Origin of the sequence: Streptomyces xanthii (genome assembly GCF_014621695.1) — a bacterium.
Classification (GTDB): domain Bacteria; phylum Actinomycetota; class Actinomycetes; order Streptomycetales; family Streptomycetaceae; genus Streptomyces; species Streptomyces xanthii.
Genome location: NZ_CP061281.1, coordinates 5,206,991 through 5,226,963, shown reverse-complemented (window position 1 = coordinate 5,226,963; position 19,973 = coordinate 5,206,991). Strand labels below are relative to the sequence as shown.

The window sequence follows — 19,973 nt, the reverse complement described above, 5'->3', positions numbered from 1 at the left end:
GAACCCATCGGTTCCGGGGGCCTTCGGCCGTCGTGCGGGTCGGTCAGGTCACGCCTGCGGGAGGCGGTCCAGCTGGGCCTGGATGCGGGCGATGTCCTCGTCCGCCTTGGCCAGGCGGCCCTTGATCTTGTCCACGACGTTGTCCGGAGCCTTGGCGAGGAACGCCTCGTTGCCCAGCTTGCCCTCGGCCGCGGCCTTGTCCTTCTCGGCGGCGGCGAGGTCCTTGGCGAGGCGCTTGCGCTCGGCGGCCACGTCGATCGCGCCCGACAGGTCGAGGGCGACCTCGACCCCGGCCACCGGCAGCGTGGCGCTGGCGGCGAACGCGTCGCCCTCCGGCTGCAGCTTCAGCAGCTGGCGGATGGCGGCCTCGTGCGCGGCGAGGGCGCTGCCCTCCAGGGCGAGGCGGGCCGGGACCTTCTGGCCGGCCTTGAGGCCCTGCTCGGCCTTGAAGCGGCGGACCTCGACGACGACCTGCTGGATCGTCTCGATCTCCTTCTCCGCCGCCTCGTCACGGAAGCCGGAGTCCTTCGGCCAGTCGGCCAGGACGACCGTCTCGCCGCCCGTCAGCGTCGTCCACAGGGTCTCCGTGACGAACGGGACGATCGGGTGCAGCAGGCGCAGCGTCACGTCGAGGACCTCACCGAGGACCCGGCCGGACACCTTGGCCTGCTCGCCGCCCGCCATGAACGTCGTCTTCGACAGCTCGACGTACCAGTCGAAGACCTCGTCCCACGCGTAGTGGTAGAGCGCGTCGCTGAGCTTGGCGAACTGGTAGTCGTCGTAGAGGCCGTCGACCTCGGCCACCGTCTTGTTGAGCCGCGACAGGATCCAGCGGTCGGTCGCCGACATCTGCTCGGGCTCGGGCAGCGGGCCCTCGACCGTCGCGCCGTTCATGAGCGCGAAGCGGGTCGCGTTCCAGATCTTGTTGGCGAAGTTGCGGGAGGCCTGGACCCAGTCCTCGCCGATCGGGACGTCGATGCCAGGGTTGGCGCCCCTGGCCAGGGTGAAGCGCAGGGCGTCGGAGCCGTACTTGTCCATCCAGTCCAGCGGGTTCACGACGTTGCCGAACGACTTCGACATCTTCTTGCCGTTCTCGTCACGGACCATGCCGTGGAACGCGATCGTGCGGAACGGCGGCTGGCCGTCCATCGCGTAGAGACCGAACATCATCATGCGGGCGACCCAGAAGAACATCAGGTCGTAGCCCGTGACCAGGACCGAGTTCGGGTAGAACTTCTCCAGGTCCGGGGTCTGCTCGGGCCAGCCGAGCGTGGAGAACGGCCACAGGCCGGAGGAGAACCACGTGTCGAGGACGTCGGTGTCCTGCTTCCAGCCCTCGCCCGTGGGCGGCTCCTCGTCGGGGCCGACGCAGACCAGTTCGCCGTCGGGGCCGTGCCAGACGGGGATGCGGTGGCCCCACCACAGCTGGCGCGAGATGCACCAGTCGTTCAGGTTGTCGACCCAGTCGAAGTAGCGCTGCGACATGTCCGCCGGGTGGATGTTCACCCGGCCGTCGCGGACCGCGTCGCCCGCGGCCTTGGCGAGGGTCTCGACCTTGACCCACCACTGCAGGGACAGACGCGGCTCCAGCGTCGTCTTGCAGCGCGAGCAGTGGCCGACGGAGTGGACGTAGGGGCGCTTCTCGGCGACGATCCGGCCCTCGGCGCGCAGGGCGGCGACGATCGCGGAGCGGGCCTCGAAGCGGTCCAGGCCCTGGAAGGGGCCGTGGGCGGTGATCACGCCGCGCTCGTCGAGGACCTCGATGGCCTCGAGGTCGTGACGCTGGCCGATCGCGAAGTCGTTCGGGTCGTGCGCCGGGGTCACCTTGACGGCGCCGGTGCCGAACTCCGGGTCGACGTGCGTGTCGGCGACGACCGGGATGGACCGGTCGGTGAGCGGCAGCTTGATCTGCTTGCCGATGAGGTGGGCGTAGCGCTCGTCGTCGGGGTGGACGGCGACGGCGGTGTCGCCGAGCATCGTCTCCGCGCGGGTCGTGGCGACGACGATGGTGTCGTCACCCTCGCCGTACTTCATGGAGACGAGCTCGCCGTCGTCGTCCTGGTAGTCGACCTCGATGTCGGAGATGGCTGTCAGACAGCGCGGGCACCAGTTGATGATGCGCTCGGCGCGGTAGATCAGGCCGTCGTCGAACATCTTCTTGAAGACGGTCTGGACGGCGCGGGACAGGCCCTCGTCCATGGTGAAGCGGTCGCGGCTCCACGCCAGGCCCTCGCCGAGACGGCGCATCTGGCCGGCGATCTGACCGCCGGACTCGGCCTTCCACTCCCACACGCGCTCGACGAACGCCGCGCGGCCCAGGTCGTGGCGGGACTTGCCCTCCTTGGCGAGCTCGCGCTCCACGACGTTCTGCGTGGCGATACCGGCGTGGTCCATGCCCGGCTGCCACAGCGTCTCGTAGCCCTGCATGCGCTTGCGGCGGGTGAGGGCGTCGATCAGCGTGTGCTCGAAGGCGTGGCCCAGGTGGAGCGAGCCCGTGACGTTCGGCGGCGGGATGACGATGGTGTACGCCGGCTTCTCGCTCTTCGCGTCCGCCTCGAAGTACCCACGCTCTACCCAGCGCTCGTACAGCGGCCCCTCTACCTCGGCCGGCGCGTACTGGGTCGGCAGTTCGGAGGTGGGCGCTGTCTGCTGCTGAGTGTTCTCGGTCACGGGGTCAGTTTAGAGGGGTTCCGGAGTGCCTGTGTCCCGGGTTTTCCCCGGGGCGCGCGGCAAGCGCCACAGTTCCTTCACATCGTCGCCGGGCGGCCTCCGCGGCGCGCGCCTCACCCCACCCAGCTGTTCGAAAGTCGCCGTACGCAGCCGCTCCAAGCACCGCGGCCCGCATGGGTGTTGGCGGCAGAACATTCGAACAGGTCACCGCAGCACGCGGCCGCCCCGGGCGCCACCCGTTCGTATCAGCTTGGCTCCGAACCCGAAACCGAGGGCCCGATCCGCACGTGCGTACGTCAGGATGTCGGGAGCAGATAAACAGCGGGAGGGAACCCCAGTAATGAGCTACAACCAGCCGGGCCCGTACGGAGGCCAGCAGCCCCAGCAGCCCGGGCCCTACGGCCAGCAGCCGCAGCAGCCGGGACCGTACGGCCAGCAGCCCCAGGCGCCGCAGCCCGGCTACGGCTACCCCCAGCAGGCTCCCCAGGGTGTCCCGCCGCAGCAGGGCGGCTACAGCCAGCCGCAGCAGCCCGGCCCCTACGGCCAGCAGCCCCAGGCCCCGTACGGCGGCCAGTACCCGCCGGCCCCGCCGGCCGGTGGCGGCGGCAAGAAGACCGGCCTCATCATCGGCGCCGTGGCGGTCGTGGCCGCGCTCGGCGTCGGCGCGTACTTCGTCTTCGGCGGCGGTGGCGCCTCGGTCGCCGATGACGGCGCCCACAAGCTGACGACGCCGGCCACGGTGCTCGGCGAGTACAAGAAGAACGCGAGCGAGTCCTCCAGCGGCGGCTTCGACGACCAGGACATGAAGGACGCGGAGAAGGACGGCCTGAAGAACGGCACGCCCGTCAACGCCTCCTACGAGGTCAAGGACACGTCCAACCCGCTGGGCGGCAAGGCGCTGCAGTTCCAGGGCGCCTACGGCGAGATCGACGACCCGTCGAAGCTCGTCGACGGTATGTTCGCCAAGGCCGCGGACAACGCCGCCAAGGACGAGAGCGGCGACACCAAGGGCACGCTCATCGGTGACCCCACCGACTACAGCACGGACGACTTCGTGCTGAAGTGCCAGGAGGTCAAGATCGAGAGCAAGAACCCCTCCACGGCCACCAAGGGCCCGAAGGCGTTCAACATGCCGGTCTGCATCTGGGGTGACCACAGCACCGTCGCGATGGTCGTCCCGATCGAGATCGCCGACATGCTCGCGGGCAAGTCCCCCGACCTGAAGGCCGCCTCCGACATCACGGTCAAGCTCCGCACCGAGGTCCGCGTCAAGGCCTGACGCACGCCGACGGAAACGTGACGAGAGGGGCCCCGGTCGGACAACCGACCGGGGCCCCTCTCCTTGTCAGCTCGCGCCAACCGCCGTGCGGCTACGCCGACTTCTGCTCGCCGTTGCCCGTGCCGCGGGCGTCGCGCGGGATCAGGGTCGGGTTCACGTTCGAGTGGACCGCTTCCGCCGTGATGACGACTCGGGCCACGTCCTTGCGGGACGGGACCTCGTACATCACCGACTGGAGGACCTCTTCCATGATGGCGCGCAGGCCTCGGGCGCCGGTGCGGCGCAGGATGGCCTGGTCGGCGATGGCCTCGAGGGCCTCGCGCTCGAAGTCCAGCTCCACTCCGTCGAGTTCGAAGAGGCGCTGGTACTGCTTCACCAGCGCGTTGCGCGGCTCGACGAGGATCTGGAGCAGGGCCTCGCGGTCCAGGTTGTGGACCGAGGTGATGACCGGGAGGCGGCCGATGAACTCGGGGATCATCCCGAACTTCACCAGGTCCTCCGGCATGACCTCCTGGAACTGGTCCTTCTCCTCCAGCTCGCGCTTGGAGTGGATCGTCGCGCCGAAGCCGATGCCCTTGGCGCCGGCCCGCGACTCGATGATCTTCTCCAGACCGGCGAACGCGCCGCCCACGATGAACAGGACGTTCGTCGTGTCGATCTGGATGAACTCCTGGTGCGGGTGCTTGCGGCCGCCCTGCGGGGGCACGGACGCCGTCGTGCCTTCGAGGATCTTCAGGAGGGCCTGCTGGACACCCTCGCCCGACACGTCACGGGTGATGGAAGGGTTCTCGCTCTTCCGCGCGACCTTGTCGATCTCGTCGATGTAGATGATCCCGGTCTCGGCCTTCTTGACGTCGTAGTCCGCGGCCTGGATCAGCTTCAGCAGGATGTTCTCGACGTCCTCGCCGACGTAGCCCGCCTCCGTGAGGGCGGTGGCGTCGGCGATCGCGAACGGGACGTTCAGCATGCGCGCCAGCGTCTGGGCGAGGAGTGTCTTGCCCGAGCCGGTGGGGCCGAGGAGCAGGATGTTGGACTTCGCGAGTTCGATCGCGTCGTCACGGCCCTGCGCTCCGCCGTTCTCGCCGGCCTGGACGCGCTTGTAATGGTTGTACACGGCCACGGAGAGCGCCTTCTTGGCGGCTTCCTGGCCCACGACGTAGCTCTCGAGGAACTCGTAGATCTCGCGAGGCTTGGGCAGTTCCTCCCAGCGCACCTCGCTCGTCTCCGCGAGCTCTTCCTCGATGATCTCGTTGCAGAGGTCGATGCACTCGTCGCAGATGTACACACCGGGGCCTGCGATGAGCTTCTTGACCTGCTTCTGGCTCTTTCCGCAGAACGAGCACTTGAGCAGATCGCCGCCGTCACCGATGCGTGCCACGAGGTGCTTCCCCTTCGCCTGGGAGACGCCACGTTCAGCGGCTCCTGGTGCCTGTATCCGACGGTACCTTGCCGGGCCCCCCGTTCGGGCCCCCCTTGGCACGGTTCACTTCGACGTGAACCGTGCCGGGGAACGGCAGACGATACAGCGTGCTGTTACGCGATCGCTTCGTTGTTCATCTTGCGCGTCGAGATGATCTGGTCGATCAGGCCGTACGCGAGGGCGTCCTCGGCCGTGAGGATCTTGTCGCGCTCGATGTCGTCGCGGATCTTCTCGATCGGCGTCGTCGAGTGCTTGGCCAGCATCTCCTCCAGCTGCGTACGCATCCGGAGGATCTCGTTGGCCGCGATCTCCAGGTCGGAGAGCTGCTCACGGCCGGTGCCGCCGGAGGGCTGGTGGATCAGCACGCGCGCGTTCGGCAGGGCCATGCGCTTGCCCGGGGTGCCGGCGGCGAGGAGCACGGCGGCCGCGGAGGACGCCTGGCCCATGCAGACCGTCTGGATGTCCGGCTTCACGAACTGCATCGTGTCGTAGATGGCCGTGAGGGCCGTGAACGAGCCACCGGGGCTGTTGATGTAGATGGAGATGTCGCGGTCCGGGTCCATCGACTCCAGGCACAGCAGCTGCGCCATGACGTCGTTGGCCGACGCGTCGTCGATCTGCACGCCGAGGAAGATCACGCGCTCCTCGAAGAGCTTCGCGTACGGGTCGTACTCGCGCACGCCCTGCGAGGTGCGCTCGACGAAGCGCGGGATCACGTAGCGGTTGTCGACCTGCGGGCCCGTGTAGAGGCCGCTGCCGGGGATGTTGTTCATGATGGCGGTGTTCCGTCCTGGTGAAGGAAGCAGTGGGCTGGGTCGGCCGGTGCTGATCGCGGGGATCAGGCGCCCGTGCCGCCGCCGCCCGGAACACCCGTAGCGGCAGTGATGATCTCGTCGATGAGGCCGTACTCCTTGGCCTCCTCGGCGGTGTACCAGCGGTCGCGGTCGCCGTCACGGATGATCGTCTCGACGGTCTGGCCGGAGTGCTGGGCCGTGATCCGCGCCATGCGCTGCTTCGTGCGCAGCAGGTACTCGGCCTGGATCTTGACGTCGGAGGCCGTGCCGCCGATGCCGGCGGAGCCCTGGTGCATCAGGATGTCGGTGTTCGGGAGCGCGAAGCGCTTGCCCGCCGTGCCGCCGGTGAGCAGGAACTGGCCCATGGAGGCCGCCATGCCCATACCGATCGTGACCACGTCGTTCGGGATGTACTGCATGGTGTCGTAGATCGCCATGCCGGCCGTCACCGAGCCGCCGGGGCTGTTGATGTAGAGGTAGATGTCCTTCTCCGGGTCCGCGGCCAGGAGGAGCATCTGCGCGGTGATCTTGTTGGCGATGTCGTCGTCGACCTGCTGGCCGAGGAAGACGATTCGCTCGCCGAGCAGCCGGTTGTAGACATGGTCGCCGAGGCCACCACCGATGGACGGCTCGCCGGCGGCGGAAGGCATCTGAATCGTCACGTATCCACCTGCTCGTCTCTGACGGCTAGCGCGCCGTCTCGCGTCTCTAACTGAGGCCGGGGCCCTCGCTCGGGGACTCCCCTGCCCTCGTATTCATGGACCCTAACGCGCGGGCCCCTCCGGGGAATCCCGGGAATGGAACTGTTCGCTGTGAGCGCATGCGCTCCGCTGGGGTGCGGGGGGTATGACTCGGCCGGGGTTGCGATCGGGCCCCTACCGGGGGCGCGGTCGCGTCTGCCGTCGGCGGTCGCGTGGCGGGTGCGGCTCGTACGTGGCTGGTCGCGCAGTTCCCCGCGCCCCTGAAGGGCACACTCCGTGCGCCCCCAGAGGACCACCGGTCGCGCCCCCAGAGAGTTACCGGCCGACCCCGAAGGGCTGCCGGTCTCGCCCCGCGACGGAGTCGCTGCGTGGGTGCCGTCTCGGGGCGCTGGGGTGCAGCAGGCCCCCGGGACGGGGTCCCGGGGGCCTGCTGTGGTGGTGCTACGGAGATCAGGCCTCCGTGGACTCCTCGGAGCCCTCGGCGTCGGCGACGACGGACTCGGCGATCTCGTCCTCGTCGTCCTCGAGGTCGACGACCTCACCGTTGGTGTCCTTGACCGTGGCGGCCTCGACGACGACCGCGAGGGCCTTGCCGCGGGCGACCTCGCCGACCAGCATCGGGACCTGGCCGCCCTCGACGACGGCCTGGGCGAACTGGTCGGGGGACATGCCGGAGGAAGCGGCGCGACGCATGAGGTGCTCGGTGAGCTCCTCCTGGTTGACGTTCAGCTTCTCCTTGTTGACGAGCTCGTCGAGGACGAACTGCGTCTTGATGCCCTTGACGGCCTGCTCGCGCGTCTCGGCGTCGAACTCCTCGACCGACTTGCCCTGGATCTCGAGGTACTTCTCGAGGTCGAGGCCCATCTGGCCGAGCTGGTGGTGCTCGAGGTTGTGCTTGCGGGTCTGGACCTCGTCCTCGAGCAGCTTCTCGGGGACCGGGACCTCGACCAGCTCGAGCAGCTTCTCGAGGACGCGCTCCTGGGCCTGGGTGGCCTGGTCGTACTGCTTCATGTTCTCGAGGCGCTTGCGGCTGTCGGCCTTCAGCTCGTCGAGGGTGTCGAACTCCGAGGCGAGCTGGGCGAAGTCGTCGTCCAGGGCCGGGAGCTCACGGGCGGCGACCTGGGTGACCTTGACGGTGACCTCGGCCTCCTTGCCCTCGGCGGAGCCACCCTTGAGCTCGGAGGTGAAGGTGGCCTCGCCACCGGCCTCCAGGCCCTTCACGGCGTCGTCGATGCCGTCCAGCAGCTCGCCCGAGCCGATGGTGTAGGAGACGCCGGAGGCGACCCCGTCCTCGAGGACCTCGCCCTCGACCTTGGCCTCGAGGTCGATCGTCACGACGTCGCCGTCCTCGGCGGCACGCTCGACCGGCGAGGTGGAGGCGAAGCGCTCACGGAGCTGCTCGACCGACTTGTCGACGTCCTCGTCGGTGACCTCGACCGCGTCGACCTCGACCTCGATGCCGGAGTAGTCCGGGATCTCGATGGTCGGGCGGACGTCGACCTCGGCGGTGAAGTTCAGCGTCTCGCCGTCCTTCAGCTCCGTGATGTCGACCTCGGGCTGGCCCAGGACGTTGAGCTCCGCCTCGTTGACCGCTTCGGTGTAGAACTTCGGAAGCGCGTCGTTGACGGCCTCTTCCAGGACCGCACCGCGGCCGAAGCGCTGGTCGATGACGCGGGCCGGGATCTTGCCCTTGCGGAAGCCCTTCACCGTGACCTGCTGGTTGATCTTCTTGTACGCCGCGTCGAGGCTGTCCTTGAGCTCCTCGAAGGGCACCTCGATGCTGAGCCGAACCCGGGTCGGGTTCAGGGTCTCCACGGCGCTCTTCACGGTTCGGTCTCCTTGGGGGCTGACTTCTGGGTTCCTGCCCGGTCTAAGAGACACGGTCTGAGAGACACACGGGCACGCAGCTTGCATAGTAACGGCAAGCAGGAGTCGACCCACAACGCGATCTTGGGGAGCCCCGCGGAGTCGACGACGAGCGTCGGGGCCGCCGGTGGGCGGCCGTCCGGAACGCTGGTCGGGGTGGCGGGATTTGAACCCACGGCCTTCCGCTCCCAAAGCGGACGCGCTACCAAGCTGCGCCACACCCCGTCGGTGCGACACGTAGGGTACATGCCCGCAGGCAGTGCTACTCCCCCCTTTGCAGGGGGTGGGACGCAGGGTGTGGACGGGACGGCCGGCGCGGGTCGGATACGGGTGTGCGGTCCGGCCCGGGGACCCGCTACGATGCCTGCGTACCGCGGTCACCGCGATCTGGTGTCCTGCGTGCGGGCGTAGCTCAATGGTAGAGCCCTAGTCTTCCAAACTAGCTACGCGGGTTCGATTCCCGTCGCCCGCTCTCTTCCAAGGCCTCCGGCCCGGATCCACCCCAGGTGGACCGGGCCGGGGGCTTTTTCGCTCCCGGCGTCCGGCCGCTCAGAATTTGATCGCGGCGATGCTCGACGCGACGGAGTTGAGGAAGTTGTTGATCGCGGGCGCCATTCCGGTCGAGGCCAGGAAGAAGCCGAAGAGGACCGCCACTATGGCGGGCCCCGCCTTGATCGAACCACCGCGCATCAGCACGACGAGGACGATCGCCAACAACAGCACCACTGACAGCGAAATGGCCACACTGATCACACCCTAGGTCGGTCCGCTCTCCCGGCCCGGGGGGTACAGCCCCACACCCCCCGCCAGAACCATCGTGCCACCAACGCGGGCTCCGTATGCGGCCGGTGACGCATCGTCGGCCACGCGCGCGTGAGGGCGCGGGGCGCGGACACCCCCGGGGCGCACGAGCAGCGCACGTGGGCGGGGTGGTCGGCGCGCCGGGCGCGGGGGTGCGGGCGCCGGTGAAATCGGCTTGATCGTTTCCATGGGGCACATGCGGTGCACACATGCCCCTCGCACGCCCGCCGCAGGTCCGCCCAGGTCTCGCGCGCCATTTCCTCACTTTCCCCTCGGCGTGATCACACCCACACGCGAGGCGTGGCCGCAGGGAAAATAAAGAGAATCCTCAGAATTCGACGGCCGGGAACAGTCGCGCGATCACCGCCCGTTATCCCCGCGATGATCCCGCGGGGACGACTGTGATGAATGCGACAACTCGCCAGGGCGGTAACGACTGTTATGCACCGTTTAAGTGGGATGAAAAGCGGGATACCGGACAGGTCGGCAATAAGTCCATGACGGATCCATGGCTGACACACCCATCCTGAGTTCCGTGAATCCCGAGCGCGCCCGAGGGAAAAGCGGGAATGACGTCGAGAGTTTTACGAAATCGCACAGGCGCCACTAGGGTGCCTCAGATGTTCCGCACTGCGCACGGGTCGCACCGCAGTCAGCCGCTGCCTCCGGCCGCACCGACCGTGGACGCGACGCCCTCCCCCCGAGCCCCGCACGATCCGCGCCCCGCACCCGCCTCCCCGGCGGCCCCCGCCCCCAAACAGCGGGACGCGTTCTTCGACAACGCGAAGTACCTGGCGATCGTGTTCGTCGCGATGGGCCACTCCTGGGAGCCCCTGACCGACGGCAGCCGCGCCGCCGAGGCGCTCTACATGGTCGTCTACACGTTCCACATGCCGGCGTTCATCATCGTGTCCGGCTACTTCTCGCGCAGTTTCGACATGCGGCCCGACCGGCTGCGGCGACTGATCACCGGCGTCGCCGTGCCGTACGTGATCTTCGAGATCGCCTACACCTTCTTCAAGCGGTACGCGGACGACGATCCGTCGCAGCCGATCAGCCTGCTCGACCCCTGGTACCTGACCTGGTTCCTGGTCGCGCTGTTCGTGTGGCGGCTCACGACACCGCTGTGGAAGGTCATCCGCTGGCCGGTCCCGGTCGCGCTGGGCATCGCGATGCTGGCCTCGATCTCGCCCGACATCGGCGACGACCTGGACCTCCAGCGCGTGCTGCAGTTCCTGCCCTTCTTCGTGCTCGGCCTGTTCCTCAAGCCGGAGCACTTCCAGCTGGTGCGGCGACGCGAGGTGCGGATCATCGCGGTGCCGGTCTTCCTGGCCGCGATCACGCTCGCGTACTGGGCCGGGCCGCGCATGACGTCCGCCTGGTTCTACCACCGCGACAGCGCGCAGGAGCTGGGGGCGCCGTGGTGGGCCGGGGTCGTGATGACGCTCGCCCTGTTCGGCTGCTCGATGGTCCTGACCGCGTGCTTCTTCGCGTGGGTGCCGGGGCGGAAGATGTGGTTCACCGTGCTGGGCGCGGGCACGCTGTACGGCTACCTGCTGCACGGCTTCCTGGCGAAGGGCTCCCGGTTCTGGGGCTGGTTCGACGCGGAGTGGATCCACAAGCCGCTCGGGGAGGTCGCCGTCACGGTGATCGCGGGGACGGTCGTCACGCTGCTGTGCACGCCGCCCGTGCAGCGGGCCTTCCGGTTCGCGATGGAGCCGAAGATGGAGTGGGCGTTCAAGAAGGACGCGGCGGAGCTGGCCCGCTCGCGCCGCTGAGCCGCGGCCGCTGCGTTCCGGCCGCCTGCGTTCAGAGCCCGAGAAGGGCGCGCATGTTCGCGTACTTGGCGGTCAGCCGGGTGCGGGTCGGCTCGTCCAGCACGGCGAGGCGGGCCGGGTCGGCGTTGTGCGCCAGGTCCGCCTCCTTGACGAGGCGGGCGCCCGGGGTGTCGAGGATGCGACGGGCATAGGTCTGCGGAGATTCGTCCGCGCGCTTGGTGAGCGCGCGGACGATTTCTTTTGTGGTGTCCGTAAGCGGGGCGGAGTCCAGCCAGTCGGAGCTCAGGGCGTCGTCCTCGACGGCGTCGTGGAGCCAGGCGGCGGCGATCTGGTCCGGGGTGCCGCCGCGCCGCTCGACTCCCCCGGCCACGGCCGCGAGGTGCTCCGCGTAGGGGCGGCCGGCCTTGTCCGTCTGGGCCGCGTGGGCCTGCCGGGCCAGGGTCTCGATCTCTGCCAGGGTCAGCGTCCGCATGGAGCGAGCCTAGGCCGACAGCCGTCCCGCGCACGGCCCCACGACCCCGAAAAGTCGTTTGGTAAGCTAAGTATTGACGCTTTCTTGACGATCCCTTGACCAAAGTTCGGGATCACCTTCTCGACCAAGGAGGAACGGGCCCATCGGACACGCAGACACCTTGATCGCCATGGGCGGCGCCTTTCTCGCCGCCGCCGTCCTCGCCCGCCTCGGCGGACGCATCGGACTCCCCACCATCCCGCTGTTCATCCTGGCCGGGATCCTGCTCGGCCCGCACACGCCGGGCGTCGTCCTGCTCTCGGACCCGCACGACCTGGAGATGCTCTCCGCGCTCGGCCTGGTCCTGCTGCTCTTCTACCTCGGCCTCGAGTTCCACGTGGACGACCTGCGCGAGGGCGGCCGCAAGATGGCCCTCGCGGGCGGGACGTACCTCGCGCTGAACGTCGGCGCCGGCCTCGGTTTCGGATTCGCCCTCGGCTGGGGGACCTCCGAGGCCCTGGTCCTCGCCGGGGTGCTCGGCATCTCCTCGTCCGCCATCGTCACCAAGGTGCTCGTCGACACCGGGCGCCTCGGCAACCCGGAGACCAAGCCGATCCTCGGCATCATCGTGGTCGAGGACATCTTCCTCGCGCTGTACCTCGCGGCGCTCCAGCCGATCCTGTCGGGCGCCGACTCACTGTCCGCCGCCGTGCTCGACGGCGGGAAGGCCTTCGGGTTCCTGCTGCTGCTCGCGCTCGCGGCGCGGTTCGGGACGCGGGTCGTGGGGCGGCTCTTCGCCGTCAAGGACGACGAGCTCCTGGTCATCTCCTTCCTCGGCGCGGCCGTGTTCGTGGCCGGGGTGTCCGAGTGGTTCGGGGTCGCCGACGCGATCGGGGCGTTCATGGTCGGCCTGATGCTGGGCTCGACCGCGTCCGGGGACCGGATCCGGACGCTGGTGCATCCGCTGCGGGACGCGTTCGGCGCGATCTTCTTCTTCGCGTTCGGGCTGTCGATCGATCCCGGGGACCTGCCGAGTGTGCTGTGGCCCGTGCTGATCGCTGTCGCTCTGACGCTGGTGATGAACGTGCTGGCGGGGATGGGGGCGGCCCGGGTGTACGGGTTCGGGCCTCAGGCCGCGGCGAACGTCTCCACGACGCTGCTCGCCCGGGGGGAGTTCGCGCTGATTCTCGCGACGATGGCGGCGGGGGCGGGGCTCGACGCGCGGCTCTCGCCCTTCATCGCCGGATATGTGCTGGTGCTCGCCGTGCTCGGGCCCATGGCGGCGGGGCGGTCCGCTTGGCTGGGGCGGGTCATGCCGGTGCGGTCCCCTTCTGTGCGGGATGAGGGGCGGGTCGGCGCCGGGGTGTAGGTCGCCAGGTCGCCGTGGGTCCGCTGGTTCGTCGGCGGTTGCGGGCCGGTGGGGCTTCTCGCGCAGTTCCCCGCGCCCCTGAAATGCAGACCCTTCGGGTCGCATTTCCCCGATCAAGGCGCGGGGAGCCTGGTGTCGGGGGAAGGCGCGGCGAAGCCGCTGCCTTCCAGGGGCGCGGGGAACTGCGCGAGACGCCCCACCCGGGGAAGGTCGCGTGGACGGCCGCGGCACGGCAGGACGGGGCGGGGCCGGATCAGACCCAGCGGAGCGTTACGCGTCGCGGCAGATCAGGAGCAGCGCCCGGTCGTCGTTGACGTCCTTGGCCACCGCCTCGATGAGGTGCCAGGCCGCGCCGTGGAAGCCGCCGGTGACGTAGCGGTCGGCCTCGCCGGTGAGACGGTCGATGCCCTCGGAGATGTCCCGGTCGGCGGTCTCCACGAGTCCGTCGGTGAAGAGCATCAGCACGTCGCCGGGGCGCAGGGTCCCCTTGATCGCGTCGAACTCGGCGCCGTCGTAGACCCCGAGCAGCGGCCCCTCCGCGGCCTTCTCCTCCCAGCGGCCCGTGCCCGCGTTGAGCTGGAGGCCCGGCGGGTGGCCGGCCGAGTAGAGCTCGTAGTCGCCTGATTCGAGGTCGAGGACGAGGTGGATGGAGGTCGCGAAGCCCTCGTCCCAGTCCTGGCGCAGCAGGTAGCCGTTGGCCGCCGGCAGGAAGGCGTGCGGCGGGAGCGAGCCGAGCAGGCCGCTGAACGCTCCGGCGAGCAGGAGGGCCCGGGACGCCGCGTCCATGCCCTTGCCGGAGACGTCGGTGAGGACGACCTCCAGCGTGCGCCCGTTGTTGGTGCGGGCGGCGACCACGAAGTCGCCGGAGAAGGACTGGCCGCCGGCCGGGCGCAGCGCCATCTCGCGGTGCCAGCCCTGCGGCAGCTTGGGCAGCCGGCTCTGGGTGCGGATCCGCTCGCGCAGGTCGAAGAGCATGGTGCCGCCGCGCCGCCAGGGCACGCCGACGCGGCTGCGGAACTGGGCGATGAGCAGCCCGAAGAAGCCGCAGGCGGCGACGGTGAGGACGGTGCCGGGGGTGACCGCGGCGGTGCGCTCGGCGTAGGGGCCGAGCTGCACGGACTCGACGATGAGGGCGACGGCCGCCGCCGCGTACAGGCCGAGCAGGCTGGCCGGGCGCAGCAGCAGTCCGCCGGCGACGATCGGCAGGACGAGGACGGCGGGCGAGCACCAGACGGGGTCGAGGATGGTGAGGCAGGCGATGACCGGCACGGTGAACAGGAGGCCGACGAGGGCGATCCAGTCGGAGCCGTCCCCGCGGAAGTAGTCGACGCCGGATTTGCGCAGGGCGGTGCGGACCCGGTGCATGCGCATCTTCAACCGGGCCGGAAGCGTGTCGGCCTCCGCGCGCTGTTCGCGCCCGTGCCGTTCTCGTCGTACCGCCATTGCTCGTGGACCCTATCCGTGCGGCCTGGACCTGCGCACGGGTGGTCCCACTTGTCCCCCTTTCCGGGCACCGTACCCGGTTGCGGGTCGGGCCGGGATCAGAAGGGGACGTTCAGCGGGCGCCGGCGGGCTGGCAGGTGGGGCACCAGAAGAGGTTGCGGGCCGCGAGTTCGGCGGTGCGGATCTCGGTGGCGCAGAGGTGGCAGGGCTGGTTCGCCCGCCGGTAGACGTAGACCTCGCCGCCGTGGTCGTCGACGCGGGGCGGGCGGTTCATCGCCTCGGGGGTGTGCTCGGGGCGGACCGTGTCGATGCGGTTGTGGCGGACGCCCTCTCGCATGAGGGCGACGAGGTCGTCCCAGAGCTGTGCGAAGCGGGCCTCACCGATGTCGCGGCCGAGGACGTACGGGTCGATGCCGTGACGGAAGAGGACCTCGGCCCGGTAGACGTTGCCGACGCCGGCGACGATCTTCTGGTCCATGAGGAGCGCGGCGATCGTGGTGCGGCTGCGGGAGATCCGGGCGTACGCCTTGGCGGGGCCGTCGGCGGGGCGCAGCGGGTCGGGGCCGAGGCGGTCGTGTATCGCCTGCTTCTCGGCGTCCGTGACGAGGGCGCAGGTGGTGGGGCCGCGCAGGTCCGAGTAGTGCGTGTCGTTGACGAGGCGCAGGCGGACCGTGTCGGTGGGGGGCGGGGCGGGGGTCTCGCCGAGGGTGTACTTGCCGAAGAGGCCGAGGTGGATGTGGACCCAGGAGTCCTCGGGGCCGAAGCCGAGGAAGAGGTGCTTGCCGTGGGCCTCGGTGCGGGTCAGTTCCTGGCCGGTCAGGAGTGCGGCGGCGTCGGAGAACTTGCCCTGGGGGCTGGTGACCTGGGTTCTCGTGCCCCGGAAGCGTGCGGCGTGGTCCTGGGCCAGGCGGTGGATCGTGTGGCCCTCGGGCATCGCCGTCGGTCTCCTCGGGTCCGTGGGGTTGTCGTTCTCGGCATCCGCACCGGACCCCGCTCCCGGAGCGCCCCACGGGCGCGGTCTCCTGGAGCGGGGTCGACGGGGGTCAGGCCTGCTCGGGGTGGTGGTCCGGGATCGGGGGGAGCTCGCCGGTGGTCTCGTAGGCCGAGAGCATGTCGATGCGGCGCTGGTGCCGCTCCTCGCCGGAGTACGGCGTGCTCAGGAAGATCTCGACGAACTTCGTCGCCTCTTCCTGGGTGTGCATGCGGCCGCCGATCGAGATGACGTTGGCGTCGTTGTGCTCGCGGCCGAGGGCCGCGGTCTGCTCGCTCCAGGCGAGGGCCGCACGGACGCCCTTCACCTTGTTCGCGGCGATCTGCTCGCCGTTGCCGGAGCCGCCGATCACGATGCCCAGGGCGTCCGGGTCCGCGGCCGTCTTCTCCGCGGCGCGGAGGCAGAAGGGCGGGTAGTCGTCGAGGGCGTCGTAGATGTGGGGCCCGCAGTCGACGGGCTCGTGGCCGTGGGCCTTGAGCCATTCGACCAGGTGGTTCTTGAGTTCGTAGCCGGCATGATCCGAGCCGAGGTACACGCGCATGCGTCCGAGTGTGGCACGCCGGGGGCCGGGGGGCCGCCTCCGGGTGCGGTGGCGCGCGCGGGAGGGAGCCGCCGGTACGGGCTTGGCAACGATCCGGACTCAGGGGTTCCGCTGGGGGCCTTGTCGTGCTTTGAATGTGAACGCTCGTTTGCACCAGATCTAAGGACCCGTGCATGACAACGCAGTCAGCCCCCACCACGGACACCCTCGAGAGCGGATCGCCGGACAGCGGCGACGGCCTCAAGGCCGGCCTGAAGAACCGGCACCTGTCGATGATCGCCATCGGCGGCGTCATCGGCGCCGGCCTCTTCGTCGGCTCCGGCTCCGGCATCGCCGCCGCGGGACCGGCCATCCTCATCTCGTACGCGCTGGTCGGCGCGATGGTCGTCTTCGTGATGCGGATGCTGGGCGAGATGGCCGCCGCCCGCCCCACCTCCGGCTCCTTCTCCGCCTACGCCGACCAGGCGCTCGGGCGCTGGGCCGGCTTCTCCATCGGCTGGCTGTACTGGTTCTTCTGGGTCGTGGTGCTCGCCGTGGAGGCGACCGCCGGGGCGAAGATCCTCAACGGCTGGATACCGGCCGTCCCGCAGTGGGGCTGGGCCCTGCTCGTCATGCTCGTGCTCACCGCGGTGAACCTGGCCGCGGTCGGCTCCTACGGCGAGTTCGAGTTCTGGTTCGCCGGGATCAAGGTCGTCGCCATCGGCGCGTTCGTGGTCGTCGGCCTGCTCGCCGTGTTCGGCCTGCTGCCGGGCTCCGACAACCCGGGCAGCGGCCTGGCGCACCTCACCGACGCCGGGGGCTTCTTCCCCAAGGGGCCGGGGGCGATCCTCACCGGTGTGCTGATGGTCGTCTTCTCGTTCATGGGCTCCGAGATCGTCACGCTCGCCGCCGGTGAGTCCGAGGACCCGCAGAAGGCCGTCACCAAGGCCACGAACTCCGTGATCTGGCGCATCGGCATCTTCTACCTGGGCTCGATCTTCATCGTCCTGACGCTGCTGCCCTGGAACGACAAGTCCATCGTGGACGAGGGCTCGTACGTCGCCGCGCTCAACTCGATCGGCATCCCCCACGCCGGTCAGGTCATGGACGTCATCGTGCTGACCGCCGTCCTGTCCTGCCTCAACTCGGGCCTGTACACGGCCTCCCGCATGGCGTTCTCGCTCGGCCAGCGCGGTGACGCGCCCAAGGCGTTCGCGAAGACCACCTCGCGGGGTGTGCCGCGGGCCGCGATCCTCGGCTCCGTCGTCTTCGGCTTCCTCGCCGTCTGGTTCAACTACCAGTGGCCGGACACCGTCTTCAACTTCCTGCTCAACTCCTCCGGCGCGGTCGCCCTGTTCGTGTGGCTGGTCATCTGCTTCACCCAGCTGAAGATGCGCGGCATCATCCTGCGCGAGCAGCCGGAGAAGCTCGTCGTGAAGATGTGGCTCTTCCCCTACCTGACCTGGGCGACGATCGCGGCGATCTCCTTCGTCCTCGTCTACATGCTCACCGACGACGCAGGCCGCGAGCAGGTGCTGCTGTCGCTCCTCGTCGCGGTGTTCGTGGTCGGCTTCTCGCTGGTGCGGGAGCGGCTGAAGAAGGGCGCCGCCCAGCCCGCGGCCGCGCCGGTCGAGGACCGGGTCGCCGACTCGGTGGAACGCTGACCGAAAGCTGACGGAACCTGTCAGGTTATGCGGGCACAGTGCCCGTATGACCACTGCAGAGACCCTTGTTCTCCGGCCCGGTGACGCCGGTTACGACGACGAGACCACCGGGTTCCAGACCGGCTTCGCCCTCCGCCCCGACGTGGTGTTCACCGCGTCGGGGCCGGACGACGTGGTGGCCGCCGTCGCGCACGCGGCGGCCGCCGGACTGCCCGTCGGGGTGCAGGCCACCGGACACGGGCTGCCGGACTCGGCCGAGGGCGGCGTCCTCGTCAGCACGCGCCGGATGGACACCGTCACGGTGGACCCGGTGGCGCGTACGGCCCGGATCGGCGCGGGCGCCCGCTGGGGCGCGGTCGCCGAGGCCGCGGCCCCGCACGGACTCGCCCCGCTGAACGGCTCGGCGCCGAGCGTCGGCGCCGTCGGCTACACGCTGGGCGGTGGACTGGGCATCCTGGCGCGGGAGTTCGGCTACACCGCCGACCACGTGCGCTCGGTGGACGTGGTGACGGCCGACGCCGTCCTGCGCCACGTCACCGCCGACAGCGACCCCGGGCTCTTCCACGGCCTGCTCGGCGGCGGCGCGAACCTCGGCGTCGTCACCGCGATCGAGGTGGGCCTGGTCCCGGTCACCCGGCTCTACGGGGGCTCCCTCGGCTACGACGGCCGGGTCACCGGCCCCGCCGGCATCGTGCGGGAGTACACGCGCTGGGCCGCGACCGTCCCCGACACCCTGACCTCGTCGCTCGCCGCGCTCGTCTACCCGGACCTGCCGTCGATGCCGCCCCACCTGCGCGGGACGTACCTCGTCTCCGTACGGATCGCCTTCACGGGCGGCGCGGAGGAGGGCGAGCGGCTCGTGGCGCCCCTGCGGGCCGCGCTCGGCCCTGCGCTCTCCGACACCGTGCGCGAGATGCCGTACGGGGACAGCCACACCATTCACAGCGACCCGGACTTCCCGCACCCCTATTACGGGGACAGCGTGTTCCTGGACGCGCTCGATCTCGGCGGGGTCACCGAGCTGTTCACCGCGTGCGGGCCCGGCGCCGACGGCATGCACGTCGTGCAGCTCAACCACCTGGGCGGCGCGCTGGCGCGGCCCGCGCCGAACGCGGTGCCGTACCGGGACGCGGCCTGGCTGGTGCGGATCCTGTCACCGCTCGGCGAGGGCGGGCGGGACGCGGCCCGGGCGCATCACGCGCGGGCGTTCGGCGCGGTCTCCGGCCAGGTCATGGGCCGTTCCCTCAACTTCGCGTTCGGCGGCGCGGACCGGCCCGAGGGCCTGTACGACGCGGGAACGCGGAAGAGGCTCGCCGATCTGAAGGCCGCGTACGACCCGGCGAACCTCTTCCGGAGGAACTACAACGTCTAGCGGGCGCCGCTCGGTCACGTGCCGACGGCTGCTCGCCGACGGTTACTTGCCGACGAACTTCCAGGCGGTGGGCAGCGCGCCCATCGCCAGGGCCGCCTTGATCGCGTCGCCGATCAGGAACGGGGTGAGGCCCGCGGCGATCGCGGCGGTCAGGCTCATGCCGGTGGACAGCGCCAGGTAGGGGACGCCGACGGCGTAGACGATCGCCTCGCCGACGAGGAAGGCGCGGGCGGTGCGCCACACCGAGCGGTCGTCGCCGCGGCGGGCCAGGGCGCCGACGGCCGCGGAGGCGAGCATCAGGCCGAGGACGTAGCCGAAGGACGGCATCGCGAAACCGGCGGTGCCCTCGGCGAACCACGGCATGCCGGCCATGCCCGCGAGCGCGTACACGGCGAGCGCGAGGAAGCCGCGGCGGGCGCCGAGCGCGGTGCCGACGAGCAGCGCGGCGAAGGTCTGCCCGGTGACCGGGACGGGCGAGCCCGGCACGGGGATCGCGATCTGCGCGGCGATGCCGGTGAGGGCGGCGCCGCCGAGGACCAGCGCGATGTCCTTGGTGCGGGAGGCGGGCAGCAGGTCGGCCAGGACCTTGCCCGGACGGGCGACGGCGGCGGTGGCGGTACTCATCGGGTCTCCGCGTTTCTGAGTGCTGGGCAAGGCTTTGGTTCTTCGTGACGCTATCCCAGGGGGCTCGTGGCGATCACGGTCGCGCCTCGACAAAGGCTTGAACGGCCCGTTGGTGGGCTCCGTACAAACGCCGTCGCGTACACCCCGCGCGGCGTGACGCTCGTCACTGAGGTCAGCCATCGGACGGGCGCGTTTTGCGGTGCGGGGTGCTCGGCGGCGAGACTGTAGGT

The 19,973-nt window shown here is 69.9% G+C and carries 16 protein-coding genes and 2 tRNA genes; 6 read left to right on the top strand and 12 right to left on the bottom strand.

All coding sequences use genetic code 11. From position 1 onward, the window contains the following. Positions 1-48: 48 nt before the first annotated feature. Complete coding sequence (locus IAG42_RS23590; protein ID WP_188338949.1) at positions 49-2,670, bottom strand: valine--tRNA ligase; 2,622 nt, start codon at positions 2,668-2,670, stop codon at positions 49-51. Positions 2,671-3,010: 340 nt separating this feature from the next. Here IAG42_RS23590 and IAG42_RS23585 point away from each other — a divergent pair, with 340 nt between their 5' ends. Further along, positions 3,011-3,949 (top strand): hypothetical protein, encoded by a 939-nt coding sequence (locus tag IAG42_RS23585; protein ID WP_188338948.1) that lies wholly within the window; start codon positions 3,011-3,013, stop codon positions 3,947-3,949. Positions 3,950-4,040: 91 nt separating this feature from the next. Here IAG42_RS23585 and clpX read toward each other — a convergent pair whose 3' ends face one another. The 5 genes from clpX to IAG42_RS23560 all read right to left on the bottom strand — a co-directional run bounded on the left by clpX (position 4,041) and on the right by IAG42_RS23560 (position 8,955). Continuing rightward, the gene (clpX, locus tag IAG42_RS23580) at positions 4,041-5,327 is read right to left on the bottom strand and encodes an ATP-dependent Clp protease ATP-binding subunit ClpX (RefSeq protein WP_188338947.1); all 1,287 of its coding nucleotides are present in this window, start codon (positions 5,325-5,327) and stop codon (positions 4,041-4,043) included. A gap of 155 nt (positions 5,328-5,482) precedes the next feature. Further along, entirely contained in the window at positions 5,483-6,142 is a 660-nt protein-coding gene (locus IAG42_RS23575; protein WP_188338946.1) for an ATP-dependent Clp protease proteolytic subunit, read from the bottom strand. A gap of 65 nt (positions 6,143-6,207) precedes the next feature. Further along, positions 6,208-6,813, bottom strand: coding sequence for an ATP-dependent Clp protease proteolytic subunit (locus tag IAG42_RS23570; protein WP_188341570.1), 606 nt, complete (start codon positions 6,811-6,813; stop codon positions 6,208-6,210). 501 nt (positions 6,814-7,314) lie between these two features. Further along, the gene (gene tig, locus IAG42_RS23565) at positions 7,315-8,691 is read right to left on the bottom strand and encodes a trigger factor (protein WP_188338945.1); all 1,377 of its coding nucleotides are present in this window, start codon (positions 8,689-8,691) and stop codon (positions 7,315-7,317) included. 187 nt (positions 8,692-8,878) lie between these two features. Beyond that, positions 8,879-8,955, bottom strand: a tRNA-Pro gene (locus IAG42_RS23560). Between the two features lie 176 nt (positions 8,956-9,131). Here IAG42_RS23560 and IAG42_RS23555 point away from each other — a divergent pair. Then, a tRNA-Gly gene (locus IAG42_RS23555) sits at positions 9,132-9,202 on the top strand. Positions 9,203-9,279: 77 nt separating this feature from the next. Here IAG42_RS23555 and IAG42_RS23550 read toward each other — a convergent pair. Then, the gene (locus tag IAG42_RS23550) at positions 9,280-9,474 is read right to left on the bottom strand and encodes a hypothetical protein (RefSeq protein ID WP_188338944.1); all 195 of its coding nucleotides are present in this window, start codon (positions 9,472-9,474) and stop codon (positions 9,280-9,282) included. Between the two features lie 677 nt (positions 9,475-10,151). On the opposite strand from IAG42_RS23550, the gene IAG42_RS23545 reads away from it, so the two are divergent. Further along, positions 10,152-11,309, top strand: a complete 1,158-nt coding sequence (locus tag IAG42_RS23545; protein ID WP_188338943.1) for an acyltransferase family protein — start codon at positions 10,152-10,154, stop codon at positions 11,307-11,309. A 31-nt stretch (positions 11,310-11,340) separates the two neighbouring features. Here IAG42_RS23545 and IAG42_RS23540 read toward each other — a convergent pair whose 3' ends face one another. After that, complete coding sequence (locus IAG42_RS23540; RefSeq protein ID WP_188338942.1) at positions 11,341-11,781, bottom strand: HD domain-containing protein; 441 nt, start codon at positions 11,779-11,781, stop codon at positions 11,341-11,343. Between the two features lie 169 nt (positions 11,782-11,950). On the opposite strand from IAG42_RS23540, the gene IAG42_RS23535 reads away from it, so the two are divergent. Next, entirely contained in the window at positions 11,951-13,129 is a 1,179-nt protein-coding gene (locus IAG42_RS23535; RefSeq protein WP_188338941.1) for a cation:proton antiporter, read from the top strand. A 270-nt stretch (positions 13,130-13,399) separates the two neighbouring features. Here the strand turns inward: IAG42_RS23535 and IAG42_RS23530 are convergent, their stop codons facing one another. From IAG42_RS23530 to IAG42_RS23520, 3 genes are all read right to left on the bottom strand, one after another. Next, positions 13,400-14,572 (bottom strand): PP2C family protein-serine/threonine phosphatase, encoded by a 1,173-nt coding sequence (locus tag IAG42_RS23530; protein ID WP_188338940.1) that lies wholly within the window; start codon positions 14,570-14,572, stop codon positions 13,400-13,402. Positions 14,573-14,684: 112 nt separating this feature from the next. Then, positions 14,685-15,506 (bottom strand): Fpg/Nei family DNA glycosylase, encoded by an 822-nt coding sequence (locus IAG42_RS23525; RefSeq protein WP_188338939.1) that lies wholly within the window; start codon positions 15,504-15,506, stop codon positions 14,685-14,687. A 109-nt stretch (positions 15,507-15,615) separates the two neighbouring features. Further along, the gene (locus IAG42_RS23520; RefSeq protein WP_188338938.1) at positions 15,616-16,104 is read right to left on the bottom strand and encodes a ribose-5-phosphate isomerase; all 489 of its coding nucleotides are present in this window, start codon (positions 16,102-16,104) and stop codon (positions 15,616-15,618) included. A gap of 173 nt (positions 16,105-16,277) precedes the next feature. On the opposite strand from IAG42_RS23520, the gene IAG42_RS23515 reads away from it, so the two are divergent. Continuing rightward, positions 16,278-17,747, top strand: coding sequence for an amino acid permease (locus IAG42_RS23515; RefSeq protein WP_188338937.1), 1,470 nt, complete (start codon positions 16,278-16,280; stop codon positions 17,745-17,747). 46 nt (positions 17,748-17,793) lie between these two features. After that, a complete protein-coding gene (locus tag IAG42_RS23510) occupies positions 17,794-19,119 on the top strand; it encodes an FAD-binding oxidoreductase (protein ID WP_188338936.1) in 1,326 nt (441 codons plus the stop codon). A 42-nt stretch (positions 19,120-19,161) separates the two neighbouring features. On the opposite strand, the gene IAG42_RS23505 is transcribed toward IAG42_RS23510, so the two are convergent. Beyond that, complete coding sequence (locus tag IAG42_RS23505; protein WP_188338935.1) at positions 19,162-19,743, bottom strand: biotin transporter BioY; 582 nt, start codon at positions 19,741-19,743, stop codon at positions 19,162-19,164. Positions 19,744-19,973 lie beyond the last annotated feature (230 nt).